The sequence below is a fragment of the Bradyrhizobium forestalis genome, from assembly GCF_002795245.1.
In the GTDB taxonomy this organism is placed as follows: domain Bacteria; phylum Pseudomonadota; class Alphaproteobacteria; order Rhizobiales; family Xanthobacteraceae; genus Bradyrhizobium; species Bradyrhizobium forestalis.
Map to the genome: position 1 here is coordinate 168,091 of NZ_PGVG01000007.1, position 14,086 is coordinate 182,176.

Below are 14,086 nucleotides of genomic sequence, written 5' to 3' on the forward strand. Positions count from 1 at the left end.
GCACGGCCCCACCCTGGGGGGTACGGGGGGCTTGGAGGCGGGGCCGTGCAGGCCAGCCATCGGCGGCGACGCTGGCCCGCGGAGTCAATCTTCGACCATATGCAAGAGTTCCTGCGCGCCGGGCGCCGCCGGGCGGAATTCATTCTGACCGACGAACCTGCGGCTGGCCTCGGTTGTCGGGTGCTGGAACGCGAATTGGCCTACTTCAGCGAAATCGTTATCGCGCTGAGATTGGCGGCCATCTCCAGCCCGGCCTTCGGCCCTTGCAGCACCATCACGACGCCATTGTCGTTTCGCAGGTGGACGCCGCCGATACCTCCGACCAGGGCGGCGCCACCGCCTACGGAGCTGTAAGTGCCGGCGAAATCGCTGATATCCCTGATGCCGGAGGCCCAGCCTTCCAGGCGGCCGGCAGTCGCGCCGGCCGTGATCCCGAGGCTCATTCCTGTGACGCGAAAGGGGTAGTTGCGACCGCGATAGGTCAGCACCCCGTTGCCGGCACCTCCGCCGACGAGCAGGCCTGCCTTCACGATCTTGACCCGCACGTGCCCGGCGGCTTGTGCGAAGGACGGAGTAGCCGGAATCGTGAAAGCGAGGAATGTAATCGCCGCAAGGCGAACGAACCTCGTGCGGAAGCTCGCGCTCATATCATGGCTTTTGCGCATCGATTTTCTTCCAGGTCTGGTCCGGGTCGAACAATGTCGTGCGCTGGGCGATGAACTCGGTCCGTCGCCCCAGGTCTTTCTGATAGACAACGCCAGCGTGATTGACGAGGAAGGTCATCACACCGGAATTGCCGTATTCGGCGGGCCAAGCGATCAGCGCGAAGCCGCCGATCATCTTGCCCTTGACGACGTAGTTCAGCGCGCCGCCCGGGGCATCCGGCCCCTGCCCCTTCAGGATGCGAAAGTAGTAGCCGTGATAGGGCGTCATTGCCTCGCCGGCTTTGTAGCCCTCACGCGAGGCTTGCGCGGCCACGGCTCCGAGCGGACTGGGATCGCTGTCGTCGCGCCAGAACAATCCATCCTTCTTGCCGGGGGAGGAGACGATGCGCTGTGCGTAGACGCCGGCGCCCTCGCCGCGGTCCTTGTCCGCATATTCGTTCTGCGCGTCGACGAAAGCGAGCGCGGTCTGGATCGCGTCGAGCTCGTTGCGCCCGATGCGACGGCGAAGCACTTCGATGCGTCCTTCGTCGGTGTCGAATTCCCAACCCGCCTTGGTATTGATCAGCGGAATCGGGAACGGGAAATCGTCGGGCCCCAGGATGAGGGTCGCGCTCTTGTTGCCCTCCGCCTTGATGCCGTGCTTGGCGTCATACATCGAGGTGAAGCGCTGGCGGATATCGTCGTCGGCGATCTCGTCACCGGAGGAGACGATGTCCTCGGCCGCGCCGCCGAGCACTTTCAGGATGTCGCGAGGTCCGCTCTTGACCGCCGCGGCCAGCGCTGCGGCCGCGTCCTCCGGCGTTTTGTAGGATTGCTGTGCCTCGGCCGCAGAGCCAAGCAGCGCCAGCACCATCATGCCCGGCAACACCGTGCGGCGAAACAACGTCAGACCGATCATGGCATCACCTCCGCGGGGAGCTTCGCGCCGCCGGCGAGCCAGTCGCGGTAGGTGCGGAATGTCAGCCCAAGCTTTTCATAGTAGACGCGCAGATAACCATCGTTGCCGCGGGCCACAGCGTCGGGCATCACCTGCTCGACCTCCTGAGCCATCACGCCGACATAGGCCTTGTCGCCGCCGATATAGCTGAAGCGATAATAGCCGAGGCCGTTGGCGAGGTGGCCGAGCAGGACGATGTCGTGCTTCAGCGCGATGTCGGAGCGCCGGCCACCGCCACCACCTCCGCGGAAACCGCCGCCGCCACCGCCACGCATTGCCATTCCGCCTCCGCCACCTCGGCCGGCCATGCTCGGACCGCCGCCGCCACGCGGCATGCTCGCCATGCTGGACCGCCCGCGCGCTGATGCCGCGGCCGCCGATCGACCGGACGACACGTTCATCGCGCCACCGCGATTGCCGCCACCGCCGCGGCTCGCTGCACCGCCGCCGCGGCTCGCGGCTTTCGCGCGATCGCCGCCGCCCTTGGCGCGATCCGCGGCACCAGCACGGTCGCCGCCGCCAGGCCGATCGCCGCGATCGCCTGCGCGATCTCCTGCCCGGTCGCCAGCACGGTCACCCGGTCCGCCACGATCACCAGCGCGGTCGCCTGCGCGATCTCCCGCACCCTGATCGGGACGCAACACCTGCTGTCCGTCACGTCCGCGGAAATCCATCCTGTCCGATGCGCCGGCCTTCAGATTGTTGTTGCCGAAGCGCTGCTGAACATTGGTGTTGTTGTAGCGCACGCCCTGACGGTGCGCCGGATTGTGCTGCCAGCCGGTGTTGATGTTGGCGGTGCGGTGGTTGACGTAGACGTTGCGATTACCCCAGTTGCAGCCGCCGCCCCAGTAATTGCCCCAGCGTCCGATCGCCCAGGCGGTGCCGAAGGCGATGCCGGCGGCCACCACGCCGGCGCCGATATAGGACGGATAACCGAAATAGTATGGCGGATAGGCCTCATAGGGCCACGCGCCGTAAACCGTCGCCGGATCGTAATAAGGCACGTAGATCGCCTGCGGATCGGCCTGCTCGATCACCACCACCTGCTTGCTTTCCTGGGTCTGGATGCTGACCCTCTGCTGCTTGGTCGTGACCAGCTTCTTGTTGTCATAGGCCTTGGTGCGCAGCCGCTGGATCGCGTCCATCACGTCGGGCTGCTGCGCGAGGAACGCATCTCCGAGACTCTTGGTCCAGTCGAGCTTGTCGCTCATCATCGTCAGGACATCCGCGGTGCTCGCGAGCGCCTTGACGCTGTCGTCCCACGACTGCTTCTCGACTTCGGTCCTGAGCGCATCTCCCCTCAGGCTCTTGCGCTCCTTCAGCCAGCGATCGGCCTGCACCACCTCCAGCGGATACGTCGAGGCCGCCAGCACGTTCGCAAGGAGTGTGTCGGGATAAAGAGCGATCGGCGCGACCAGGGCTTCGAGCTGCTCGGGCTTCAGCAATTCGGCAGCCGGCGCCGGTTGCGTCTGGGGAGCAGGCGCGGCCGGCAGGGTCGTCTGAGCACAGACTCCCCCCGGCACGGCCAGCAACAGCGCAAGCGCGATCAACGTCTTGCCGCAGCGGATCATCGCGTCCTCCATCACAGTCATTCTAAGAACATGAGACCGCGAAAGACGCATTCATTGACAAAGATCAAGGAAACGGCCGCGGGCCCGACGCCTGCCTGCCGCGGCGCAAGAACCTAAAGCGCGATGAGATTAGGATGAATCGTCATCGCGCTTTGGGTTATTGTCTGAGCATGATCTTTTCGGAAAACCGCTGCACACTTTTCCGGATCATGCTCTAGTGCACGATCGGAAGCCGGATCGTGAACAGGGCTCCCCCGAAGGGCTGGTTCTCGGCGGAAATCGTCCCGCCATGCGCTTCGACGATGCTCCGGACGATCGTCAATCCCATGCCCATGCCCAGCGGCTTGGTTGTGAAGAATGGCTCGAAGATGCTCTTGAGATCGTCGACGGCAATACCGACTCCGGTGTCACTGATCCTGATCTCGGCAAGATGGCCCGCACGGCTGGTCATCACGCTCACCTCGCGCTTTCCGGACTCCGCTTCAGAGATCGCATCGAGCGCATTGAGGATCAGATTGAGGATGACCTGCTGAAGCTGGATGGGATCACCCTTGACGCACAGAACATTAGCGGGAGGAGCATAGAAGCTCAGGGCGACATCGCGTCCAGCAGCCACGTCGGCGACAAAACCCATCACCTCGCTCACCGTCTCGTTCAGATCGATGCTCCGGACTTCGAACGGCGTCCTCTTCAGCACACTGCGCAGGCGGCGGATCACCTCGCTGGCTCGCTGGTCGTCGCGCCTGATATCGGCGAGAATTTCGCGGAGCTCCTGGAGGTCCGGCGAGGTGCCCTTCAACATCAGTTCCGCCGTCTCGGCGTTGGTGAGGATAGCGCCGAGCGGCTGGTTCAGCTCATGCGCGATCGACGTCGTCAGCTCGCCGACAGCTGCGTAGCGGTTGACATGCGCAAGCTCTGACAGCCGCTGCCGCGACTCGACCTCGGCCATGCGCCGCCGCCGGCGCTCATGAAGCAAACCGCTGATGAGACTCGCCTGGATCAGGATCACCGCGGCAATCGATGCCATCTGCCAGCGGTATCTCTCCCAGATGCCCGGCTCGCGAAACAGGATCTCGCTGCCCTGCGGCAGGTTGCTCTCCTCGATTCCCCAGCGCTGCAGTTCGCGCCAATCGTATTTCGGGGTGGCGTATTCAATCGGCTCGACTTTGACATTGGCAGGCTTCTCGCCGCCGAGAATGCGGAGCGCCGCATCGACGGTCTTCTGGGCCAGTTCGGGAATCGAATGCATGGGACCGCCGACGATATCGCGTCCGAAAAATGCTTCCTCAAAGCAGAAGATCGGCGCATTCGCGACGGCATGGAGGCGATGGAGCGCGACATTGCCGTCGTGAACGACGCCAGCCGCGTCGACCGACATCAGGCCCCAGAACAGGACCGTATGCTCCGGGAGTCTCGATACCTGCTTCAGGATATCCTCGAAAGGCAGGTCTCCGTACCAGATGAACGACACCCGGCCTTCGAGCGGCCTGGCATCCTTCTTGACCTCCTCCAGCCAGAATTTCTCCAGCGCCGATGCGCCGATGACGAGGGCAATCGCTCGAGTATCCGGCAGAACCTGCAGGACGTTGCGGAACGCCACGATGAAATCGTTACGGACCGGAACAACGGTATCGTTGTCAGTGAGACCCGCTCTGTCGATCAGCCGCTCCTCGACCGTCGTCAGCACCATCGGCGCCTTCGGAAACAGCTCGCGGCGATGCCTTTGAATGAAGCCCGCCGCCGGCCCTCCGACACTCATCACGATGTCCGGCGGGCGGCCCTGATAGAGTGAGCGCAGATATTCGACGAACGGCCCTTCGGGGCCCGGCGCGGTGAACCGCGCGGTCAGCAGCGTGTGTTCATGAATATCGAGTGGCCATGGGGATCGCTGCTCGAGATTGGCCTTGATGCTGCGGGCATACTCGCTCCAGGGCAGGAAGTCGCGACCGAAGGAATGCAGCAGGAGAACTCGCTTCGGCTCGGCGCCAATGGCCAACGTTGCCGGAAATGTCGCAACGGACAGCAAGCAACAAAAAGCCAGGCACAATCCCCACGAGCGCCATCCCCGCGCAATCATGACGACATGCCCGATCATCCTGTCTCCCACATCGGGCTGGCGCGATGCAAACGAGCAACGCGCCAGATCTTGTCAATGTCCGCTCAGTACCAGCGTCTTGATCGGCAGCAGCAAGGCCTGGATGCGCAGCAACAGCGCGTGCACGAGGCCGACGCCGTCAACGACATGCAGCGCGATCGCGCGGCCGGTCGAGGTGCCCTTGGCGTTGATCTCCTCGTGATTGCTTGTGTAGGCATTGACGATGCACGCGCTGCCGGGCGTCACGCCATCGAGCCCGCCTTTGTAGAGCGGCTCCAGAAACGCGAGGATCGTGCCCGGCTTGACGGCATTCTGCGCCTCGAGCAGTTGCTGGCCGGCCTGGAACTGTCCGGCGGCGATGTAGTCCTGAACGGTCGTGACCACCATCGGGATGATGACCCATGGCTTGGAGATGCAGGTCGCTTCCGCGACCATGCCTTCCTTCATCACCTGGGCCTCGATCTGGCCGAAGCCGGCTTGCAGAACCTTCCGCCCCGCACCTTCCGGGATCAGCACGCCGGCAGGACGCATCAGCTGATTGACGACGTCCCCTGGCCGGACCAGAAACTGCTCGACGCGTCCGTCCACGCCGGCGCGGACGACGGTCTTGTCGAGATCGACCTGGGCTTGGTCCAGCGCCGCCACGGCACTCGCTTTCTGCGCGGGCAGCAGCGTCGAGACTTGCAAGGTGGCCGATTCCTTGGCGGCCGCTGCGGCATCGATACCCGACTGCCGCTGACTGACCAGGACCTGGAGCTTTTCAATATCGCGTTGCGGAACGATACCGGGATTGCGGCGCTGCAGATCGGATTTGGTGTCCAACTCATCCTTGGCCTGCTGGTAATTCGCCTTGGCTTCCTCGGTCTGCGCCTCGGCCTTGACCACGTCGGCCTTGGCCGCCTCCATGGCAGCCTCCACCTCGGCAATCTTGCGCCTGGCAGTTTCGACCGCGGCCTGCTGTCTGGAGCTGTCCAACGTGAACAGCACCTCGCCCTTCCTGACCGCCTGGCTCAAGCCGACCTTGACCTCCGCAACCCGCCCCGAGCCCTCGGGCAGGACCGGCACCGTCCGGTAATAGAGCATCGCCGAGTCGGTTGCCGGGTGGAAATAGAAGATCATCGTGATCAGAGAGACCGTGAGCATCAGGCAGCCGGTGATCCCCCACCTCAGCTCGTACCATACGGAGAAGAAGGTGATCTCTTTGCCGAAGCGCTTGCCCTGGACGTAGCGGCGGCAGAGGTAATCGGGCAGGATCGTGAGCAGGGAGCAAAACATGAGCTCAAACATGGCTGGGCTCCCTTTCCCTGACGACATCCGGCTTGTCCGGCGGCGCGCTTGCTTGCGGTGTCGCCGGCTCCTCTCCCGGCGTCGCGTCCGCGATCTTCTCGACGGAATCGGCGATGCTGCGCAGCGGTGTGCCGAAATCGGGAATGTCGATCAGCGCGAGCAGCAAGCCCGCCACCCAGAAGATATGCATATGGGTAAAGAGCGAGATCAGGCCGAGCACGGCGACGAACTCGAACTGCAGCTTCTGCGACTTGTGCGCCATGCGCTCGGGCAAGCTGTGCAGCTTCCAGTAGAGCGTGCCGACCCAGAGCACGATTCCGACCAGGAAGATACTCATGATCACCATCAATGTGTCGGTCCCGCTGCCGGGCGCGAGAAAGAACGGCAGATGGTGCGGGGCCATCGGATGAAGCTGCTCGCTCAATGGTCTCTCCCGATCAGGATTCCGGCCCTAAGCAGGGGCCGAGCGCAGTGGCAGTGTGTAAAGGCCCATTGCGGGTTGCTTGATTTGAATCAAGGGAATGCCGCCTGCCGGACCTAGCCTAACGCGGAACACTGAATTGCAACAGCCACTTTAGGAGCCGCAAGCCATGCCCGGTCTCGATGAGCTCATTCCCAGCGCCACCCAGATCCGCAAAGAGGCAGCCCTCAAGGAGGCCGAAAAGGCCGAGGAGTACGCCCGTCTTGCCGCCGCCGCGGAAGCGGAGAAGCGCGCGCTGATCGAACGGCTGGGCAAGCCGTCCGGCAAGACCGAGGAAGAGAAGATCAAGCTCGCTTCGACCATCATCCAGCGGGCCGTCCGCAACGGACTGACCGAGGTGCACGTCTATCGCTTCCCGAATACGCTTTGCACCGACAAGGGCCGCGCGATCAATCAGCAGGAGGCGGGCTGGGAGAACACCCTGACCGGCATTCCGAAGGAAATCTTCCAGCTCTGGACCGATTATCTGAAGCCACGCGGCTATCGCATCGCCTACCAGATCATCGATTTCCCGGGCGGCATGCCCGGCGACGTCGGCATCACGATCTCCTGGGGCGACTGAGCCTCGCCTCGTCGCTGTCAGCCAGAAAGGGTGCGCATGGCCAAGGACGGGTCTGACGGTCGAATGAAGCGAAAGGCCTATGAGAAGGAGCTGGCAAAGCTCCAGGTCGAGCTCTGCCATCTCCAAGATTATGTGAAGGCCAACAAGCTTCGGGTCATCGTCCTGTTCGAGGGCCGCGATGCCGCCGGCAAGGGCGGAACCATCAAGGCGATCACGGAAAAGGTCAGCCCGCGCGTGTTCCGCACCGTCGCGCTGCCCGCGCCATCCGACCGCGAGAAGACGCAGCTCTTCTTCCAGCGCTACATGCAGCAATTCCCGGCCGGTGGCGAGATCGTGATCTTCGACCGCAGCTGGTACAACCGCGCCGGCGTCGAATACGTCATGGGCTTCTGCACGCCCGCCGAGCACGAGCGGTTTCTCACGCTGTGTCCGCAAATGGAGAAATACATCATCGACGGCGGCATCATGCTGATCAAGATCTGGCTCGAGGTCGGGATGGACGAGCAGGAGCGCCGCTTCAAGGCCCGCATCGACGATCCGGTGCGGCAGTGGAAGCTGAGCCCGATGGATCTGGAATCGTTCCGGCGGTGGTATGACTATTCGCGGGCGCGCGATCTGATGCTGAAGAAGACCAACACGAGGGATGCGCCCTGGTACATCGTCCGCTCCGACGACAAACGAAAGGCGCGGCTGAACTGCATCGCCCACATTCTCGGCGCCATCCCCTACAAGCGCATCAGGAAGGACAAGGTCAAGCTGCCGCAGCGCGCCGATAAGGGACGCTACAACGACCAGACCAGCCTGAAGGGAATGAATTTCGTCGCCGAACGATATTGAAAGACGAGCGGGCTGCGGTGGCGCAGCCCGTCGCCTGTTCGGATCACTTCAGACGGATCGTGACGCCGCCGACGGCGGCCGACACTTCCGCCCCGACGCGCGGTCCGCTGAGCTGGAGGATCACGCCATTGCTGTTCTGCAGCTGGACGGCACCAGCACCTGCGGCGACCGCCCCACCCGCTCCTCCCACGGCATACGACCCTTCGATGGATGCCGGCCCCTTCAGATTGAGCGCGCGGCCGACGAACTTGGTGGTCGATGCTCCCACCGTCAATCCGACGCTCATGCCGGAGACGGTGAACGGGTATTTCTTGCCCCGGTATAGCAGGACGCCCTCACCGCCGCCCACGCCGACGATGAAGCCGCCCTTGGTGAAGACGACAGCGACCTGGCCGGTATCAGCACGCGACGGCGTGCTGATACCGGCAACACCGGCGAGCAGGGCGGCAAGAGCGAGGCGTGTAGCAAGTTTTCTCATGAGTTCTTTCCCCTGTGTGGTCACGCTGATTACTGAGCCAAGATCATTGCGAAGTAGCCGAACACGGTGAGCAGGATGCCCGAGACGGCGTAGCCGACCGGGAATCCGATCCAGGGCACGTGAGCCGAAACCCTGCACTCCGCTGTTGATCGAGATCAACGAGATCTATTTCAAGCCCCTCGCGTGAAGTGGGATCGCGCCGCTCACCCCACTGGGTCGGCGTCATTGTGCGACCGGCGTAATTCCGGCGCAGGCCTTTTCGATCGACTCGATCAGCGTGTGCGCGGCAAACGGCTTGGTGAGATAGGCCGCGCATCCCGACTCGATCGCGGCCAAGCGATTTGTAGGACTGTCGTTTCCCGTGATGAAGATGACCGGCAGTGAAACGCCATCATCTGTCAGACGCCGGCGCAGATCGATGCCCGAATGATCACCCAGGTTGATGTCAAGGATTGCGCAGATCGCGTCGTCCAGGTCACCATGCTCAAGCAGCGCGTTCGCCGATTCGAACAGCATGACGCTGAAGCCGTGCTCGCGAAGCAGCCGCTTCATGCTGATCCGCACCGACGGATCGTCATCGACGACGAAAATGCACTTGTTTCCGGGCAATTTGGTCGGCCTTCGTTGGACGCATTGCCAGACATCATCAGCTCTGGCTCTGATCGCTATTGTCGGCCGACAGCTAAGACATTAGCTCACCCCCTCCCGCTACCTGTCAATAAAGTATGATGTTGTCCCTTGGTACAGGTCATGCGGTTGGCACCGCGAGCCGACAACCAGCCTTCCTAAGCCTTGTCGGCATCGAGCAAGCCGAGCCGCTCCGCGATCGAAACCAGTTCCGCCAGCGAGCGCACCTGCATCTTCTCCATCACCTGATGACGATGAGCCTTGATGGTGCGCTCGGTCGTTCCAAGCTCGTGGCCGATCTGCTTGTTGATCTTGCCCCGCACGATCAGATCGAACACCTGATGCTCGCGCGGCGTCAGCGTCGCAACGAGCGCGCGGAGCGATTCGAGCTTCCGGTGATGATGCCGGCCGGCCTCCTGCCGGGCCAAAGCGCGCTCGATCGCGTCGATCAGCTGCTCCGACGATACCGGCTTGGTCAGGAAATCCTCGGCACCCGCCTTGATGGCCCGGACGGTCGTCGGCGTATCGGCGTATCCGGTCAGGAATACGATCGGGACCGTCGAGCCGAGCTCGATCAGACGGCTCTGTAGCTCCGGTCCGCTCAGCCCGGGGATCCGCACGTCCAGCAGGATGCAGCCGGGCCTGCTGTCGTCCGGCAGGCGGTCGAGCAGGTCCTGCGCCGATGCATAGGTTGCGACATCATAGCCGGAAAGCTTCAGGCGCCGCTCGATCGCCGTGCGAAACGAGGCGTCGTCGTCAACTACGTGAACGAGGCCAGGCAAATTGCCCTCTTCAAACCAGAACCCTTTTGATGCCGATCATATGCCCAATTTCGCAAACCGGAGCAGAAAGGCTGACGTTTTTCCCACGGAGCGCACCATCCCTGCCGCACTGTCCTTTGGTACAATGAACACTCGGACAATGGTCTGAAATAACTCCCTGGTCGAACATCAACTTCAGCGGGAGTGGGATAGCGCGGCGCATTCCCGGATGACAATTCCAAGTCCAATTCAGCGATTCCTCCTGAGGAGTTGGCCCATGTTCTTACGCATCACGACCGCCCCGCTCTCTCTTCCCAATTCGCTCAACGACTTCGGAATGACAAGTAGCTCAAATCCGATCGTGAGCTTAAACGAATTTACTTACAAAAAGGGCACCGAGATCTACGGCGAGAAGGAATCGGCCGAGTACGTCTATCAGGTCAAGACGGGCGCCGTCAGGAGCTACAAGCTCTTGTCGGATGGGCGCCGCCAGATCGGCGCATTTCACCTCGTCGGCGACATCTTCGGACTGGAGAACGGCGCTTCTCATCGCTTCACTGCCGAAGCCATCGTGGAAACGACCGTCCGCCTGATCAGGCGCCAGAGCCTGGAAACCGTAGCCGATAGCGACGTCATGGTAGCCAAGAACCTGCTCTGCATGACCACGAACAACCTCCAGCATGCCGAGGACCACATGCTGCTCCTGGGCCGGAAGACCTCGCTTGAACGGGTCGCGGCTTTCCTGCTCGAAATGGACAAACGAATTGCGGCCTCCGCCGTCATGGCGTTGCCGATGTCGCGGCGCGACATCGCCGACTACCTCGGCCTCACGCTGGAGACCGTCTCGCGCGCCCTGTCGCGTCTGCACGAGCTCGGCGTCATTGGCTTCCTCGGCAATACGCAGCGCCAGATCGTGCTGCTGGACCGGCAGCAGCTCGCGACTATCGATCTTCAGGACTGAATCCGGGTGCATCGACCGCCGCAAGGTGCTCCAGCGTCTTGCGCAGAACCTCGAACAGGACGGCGGTCGACCAGCCGAACAGCAGGATGCCGTTCATCGCGGTCATCGGGCCTAGCAGCCGCCAGTCCTGCACCGGCGTGATGTCGCCGTAGCCGAGCGTGGTGTAGTTGACGAAGGTGAAATAGAGCAACTCGCTGCCCGGGGGCGCCGCGCCGACGATGCGATAAGCCAACGCCCAGACCAGGACCTCCAGCGTGTGCGCCAGCATCAGCGCCGTGGCGGTGGCGACCATGACGGCCATCAGGTGTAATCTCGGCCGCACCGTGTGCCGATACCCGGCGGCTCGGGCGATGCTGATGGCTCCCACGGTCACGAGCGCGTGGATCATGATGTTGATCGCGCTGACGAGCGCGACGAGCAGGAATTGAAGCGCCATGCCGGACCGAACCGGCTTCAGCTGCGCTTGCGCGGTGGCTGGTCCAGGCGCCGCCTCTGAGCTCTCATGCGCTTGATTTCTTCGCTGAGCTCCTCAGTCCTTTCGTCGCGACGCTGGCTCCTCGAGTTGACGTGCTCGCTGCTTCGCAGCCTTTCCAGCGCCTTTTCAACCGAGAGCTTGGTCGTATCGGCCATCACAGTCTCACCCCCTTGTAACATCGCACTCTTTCGAAAGTCCTCCGAACCAGGCCCCGAAATAGCCGGCATAGAGCGCCGACAATTCGAGATTCATGGAATGACCGATGCCGGGCACCACCACGAGCCGGCTGTCGGGCATCGCTGCCGCCATGGTGCGCAAATCCGCCGACAGGATCTGACGATAGCGCGGCGAAGCCTTGACGCAGATCAAGGGAGTGGAGAGCCCGCTCGCCAACATCGGATCGAGGAACAGACTGGAGGGTCGACCATGAAGGCCGTTTCCGTCGAAGAAGCCGTCGCGATGATCCCGGATGGCGCCAGCGTCATGGTCGGCGGCTTCATGGGGGTCGGAACGCCGGAGCGCCTGCTCGACGAGGTGGTCCGGCAGAAGAAGGGCAATCTGACCGTCATCTGCAACGACGCGGCAACGCCTGGAAAAGGCGTGGGCAAGCTGTTCGATGCGACGCTCGTCTCGCGGTTGACCGCAACGCATATCGGGCTCAATCCCAAGGCCCAACAGCAGATGCTGGCCAACCGGATCGCCGTCGATCTGATTCCACAGGGCACCTTCGCCGAGCGCATTCGCGCCGGCGGCTGCGGCCTGGGCGGGGTGCTCACCCCAACCGGCGTCGGTACGCTGGTCGCGGAGGGCAAGCGGCAGATCGAGGTCGATGGCAAGCCGTATCTGCTCGAGACCGCGCTGCGGGCGCAGTTCGCGCTGGTGCACGCCTTCCTCGCCGACTACCTCGGCAACCTCGCTTATGCGCTGACCTCCCGCAATTTCAATCCGGTCATGGCGATGGCGGCGGACACCGTGATCGTGACCGCGGAGCACATCGTGCCGGTGGGTGTCATCGCGCCCGATCACGTGATGACGCCCGCGCCGCTGGTCGACTACATCATCACAAATTCGAACGGGTGATCCATGGATGCACAGGAGATCATCGCCCGACGAGTCGCGCAGGAGCTGCGCGCCGGCAACCTCGTCAATCTCGGCATCGGCATTCCGACGCTGGTCGCCAACTACGTGTCGCCCGATCTGAAGGTGTTCTTCCAGTCGGAGAACGGCCTGATCGGCACCGGTCCGATCCCCGAGCAAGGCATGGAGCACCCGCTCCTCACCGACGCCGGAGGTCGGCCGATCAGCGCACTGCCTGGCGCCTGCACGTTCGACAGCGCGATGTCGTTCGGATTGATCCGCGCCGGACATGTCGACGTCACCGTCCTCGGCGGCCTGCAAGTCGATGCGCATGGGCTTCTCGCCAACTGGATGATCCCTGGCAAGATGGTGCCGGGCATGGGCGGCGCGATGGATCTCGTGAGCGGCGCCAAGCGCGTCATCGTCGCCATGCAGCACGCAGCCAAGGGCAAATCGAAGATCGTGAAAAAGTGCAGCCTGCCCCTGACCTCGGCACGGCCAATCGATCTGGTCGTCACCGATCTCGCCGTGATCGGCTTCCCCGACGGCAAAGGGACGCTGCTCGAGACGGCACCCGGCGTCAGTGTCGGCGAGGTCATGGCGGTGACGGAGGCCGAGCTCGTCGTTCCCGACAAGGTCCCGGAAATGAAGCTCTGAAGAGGCCAGAAGCATGCGGATATTCAGCGATTTCAAGGAAATCAAAGCCGCGGTCGGTACCGAGATCGGCGTCAGCGACTGGATCGAGATCACCCAGGATCGTATCAACAAGTTCGCGGATGCGACCTGCGACGAGCAGTGGATCCACGTCGACCAGGAGCGCGCCAAGGTGGAGATGCCTGGTGGAAGGACCATTGCTCACGGGCTGCTGTCGCTCTCGCTCGCGCCAATGTTCGTCCGCTCCGTAATGGGCCTGAAGGGCCTGCGCAACACGCTCAACTACGGAGCCGACCGGATCAGATACCTGGCGCCGGTGCCGGCGGGCTCGCGGGTGCGCGGCCGCGTGACGATTGCCGAAGCCGAGGACGTTCCGCCCGACGGCCTGCGCGTGAACTACCACCTCGTGATCGAGATCGAAGGCGGCAAGAAGCCGGCCTGCGTGGCCGAGCTGATCGCCCTGCACTATCGCTGATCGGTGTGCGCAAATTCTGAAAAACAACCCCATGCAAAGTAGCCCGAGTTGGCCGGGCGATGGTCTGCGTCTTCTCCGAACAATCTGACGCGTCGGGCAGATCAGGGTATTGCGCCATCATCGGCAGCAGGTGGCAGCACGAT

The 14,086-nt window shown here is 63.0% G+C and carries 17 protein-coding genes and 1 pseudogene; 6 read left to right on the forward strand and 12 right to left on the reverse strand.

What is annotated here, in order from left to right:
- Nucleotides 1–200: 200 nt before the first annotated feature.
- The 6 genes from CVM73_RS11290 to CVM73_RS11315 form a co-directional block, all read right to left on the reverse strand.
- Nucleotides 201–665 (reverse strand): hypothetical protein, encoded by a 465-nt coding sequence (locus CVM73_RS11290; RefSeq protein WP_100232073.1) that lies wholly within the window; start codon nucleotides 663–665, stop codon nucleotides 201–203.
- On the reverse strand, nucleotides 649–1,563 hold the full coding sequence (locus tag CVM73_RS11295) for a DUF2950 domain-containing protein (protein ID WP_100232074.1): 915 nt from the start codon (nucleotides 1,561–1,563) through the stop codon (nucleotides 649–651). Before CVM73_RS11295 ends, CVM73_RS11290 begins: the two co-directional genes overlap by 17 nt.
- Nucleotides 1,560–3,173, reverse strand: a complete 1,614-nt coding sequence (locus CVM73_RS11300; RefSeq protein WP_167406785.1) for a DUF3300 domain-containing protein — start codon at nucleotides 3,171–3,173, stop codon at nucleotides 1,560–1,562. The genes CVM73_RS11295 and CVM73_RS11300 overlap by 4 nt, the downstream gene beginning before the upstream one ends.
- Nucleotides 3,174–3,387: 214 nt before the next feature.
- Nucleotides 3,388–5,268 (reverse strand): sensor histidine kinase, encoded by a 1,881-nt coding sequence (locus CVM73_RS11305; protein ID WP_100232076.1) that lies wholly within the window; start codon nucleotides 5,266–5,268, stop codon nucleotides 3,388–3,390.
- Nucleotides 5,269–5,322: 54 nt separating this feature from the next.
- Complete coding sequence (locus CVM73_RS11310) at nucleotides 5,323–6,555, reverse strand: HlyD family secretion protein (RefSeq protein WP_100232077.1); 1,233 nt, start codon at nucleotides 6,553–6,555, stop codon at nucleotides 5,323–5,325.
- Nucleotides 6,548–6,958, reverse strand: a complete 411-nt coding sequence (locus CVM73_RS11315) for a hypothetical protein (protein ID WP_100232078.1) — start codon at nucleotides 6,956–6,958, stop codon at nucleotides 6,548–6,550. The genes CVM73_RS11310 and CVM73_RS11315 overlap by 8 nt, the downstream gene beginning before the upstream one ends.
- A 187-nt stretch (nucleotides 6,959–7,145) precedes the next feature.
- Between CVM73_RS11315 and CVM73_RS11320 the strand changes: the two genes are divergently transcribed.
- On the forward strand, nucleotides 7,146–7,598 hold the full coding sequence (locus tag CVM73_RS11320) for a hypothetical protein (RefSeq protein ID WP_100232079.1): 453 nt from the start codon (nucleotides 7,146–7,148) through the stop codon (nucleotides 7,596–7,598).
- Nucleotides 7,599–7,634: 36 nt separating this feature from the next.
- Complete coding sequence (gene ppk2, locus CVM73_RS11325; RefSeq protein WP_100232080.1) at nucleotides 7,635–8,435, forward strand: polyphosphate kinase 2; 801 nt, start codon at nucleotides 7,635–7,637, stop codon at nucleotides 8,433–8,435.
- A gap of 43 nt (nucleotides 8,436–8,478) precedes the next feature.
- Here ppk2 and CVM73_RS11330 read toward each other — a convergent pair whose 3' ends face one another.
- The 3 genes from CVM73_RS11330 to CVM73_RS11340 form a co-directional block, all read right to left on the reverse strand.
- Nucleotides 8,479–8,913, reverse strand: coding sequence for a hypothetical protein (locus CVM73_RS11330; protein WP_100232081.1), 435 nt, complete (start codon nucleotides 8,911–8,913; stop codon nucleotides 8,479–8,481).
- Between the two features lie 222 nt (nucleotides 8,914–9,135).
- Complete coding sequence (locus CVM73_RS11335; RefSeq protein ID WP_100232082.1) at nucleotides 9,136–9,522, reverse strand: response regulator transcription factor; 387 nt, start codon at nucleotides 9,520–9,522, stop codon at nucleotides 9,136–9,138.
- A gap of 176 nt (nucleotides 9,523–9,698) precedes the next feature.
- Complete coding sequence (locus CVM73_RS11340) at nucleotides 9,699–10,322, reverse strand: response regulator transcription factor (protein ID WP_100232083.1); 624 nt, start codon at nucleotides 10,320–10,322, stop codon at nucleotides 9,699–9,701.
- 256 nt (nucleotides 10,323–10,578) lie between these two features.
- Here CVM73_RS11340 and CVM73_RS11345 point away from each other — a divergent pair, with 256 nt between their 5' ends.
- Entirely contained in the window at nucleotides 10,579–11,262 is a 684-nt protein-coding gene (locus CVM73_RS11345; protein WP_100232084.1) for a helix-turn-helix domain-containing protein, read from the forward strand.
- Here the strand turns inward: CVM73_RS11345 and CVM73_RS11350 are convergent.
- From CVM73_RS11350 to CVM73_RS11360, 3 genes and pseudogenes are all read right to left on the reverse strand, one after another.
- Entirely contained in the window at nucleotides 11,243–11,698 is a 456-nt protein-coding gene (locus tag CVM73_RS11350) for a potassium channel family protein (RefSeq protein WP_100232085.1), read from the reverse strand. The two genes, CVM73_RS11345 and CVM73_RS11350, sit on opposite strands and share 20 nt — an antisense overlap.
- Nucleotides 11,699–11,715: 17 nt before the next feature.
- On the reverse strand, nucleotides 11,716–11,892 hold the full coding sequence (locus CVM73_RS40290) for a hypothetical protein (RefSeq protein WP_167406779.1): 177 nt from the start codon (nucleotides 11,890–11,892) through the stop codon (nucleotides 11,716–11,718).
- Between the two features lie 7 nt (nucleotides 11,893–11,899).
- Nucleotides 11,900–12,061, reverse strand: a pseudogene (locus CVM73_RS11360) (alpha/beta fold hydrolase); the annotation flags it as partial.
- A gap of 102 nt (nucleotides 12,062–12,163) precedes the next feature.
- Between CVM73_RS11360 and CVM73_RS11365 the strand changes: the two are divergent.
- From CVM73_RS11365 to CVM73_RS11375, 3 genes are read left to right on the forward strand one after another with little or no spacing between them, the layout of a single operon-like run.
- Nucleotides 12,164–12,817, forward strand: a complete 654-nt coding sequence (locus tag CVM73_RS11365) for a CoA transferase subunit A (protein WP_100232087.1) — start codon at nucleotides 12,164–12,166, stop codon at nucleotides 12,815–12,817.
- A gap of 3 nt (nucleotides 12,818–12,820) precedes the next feature.
- Nucleotides 12,821–13,471 carry a 3-oxoacid CoA-transferase subunit B gene (locus tag CVM73_RS11370; protein ID WP_100232088.1) on the forward strand — a complete coding sequence of 217 codons (651 nt, stop codon included), beginning with the start codon at nucleotides 12,821–12,823 and terminating at the stop codon, nucleotides 13,469–13,471.
- A gap of 13 nt (nucleotides 13,472–13,484) precedes the next feature.
- A complete protein-coding gene (locus tag CVM73_RS11375; protein WP_100232089.1) occupies nucleotides 13,485–13,943 on the forward strand; it encodes a MaoC family dehydratase in 459 nt (152 codons plus the stop codon).
- Nucleotides 13,944–14,086 lie beyond the last annotated feature (143 nt).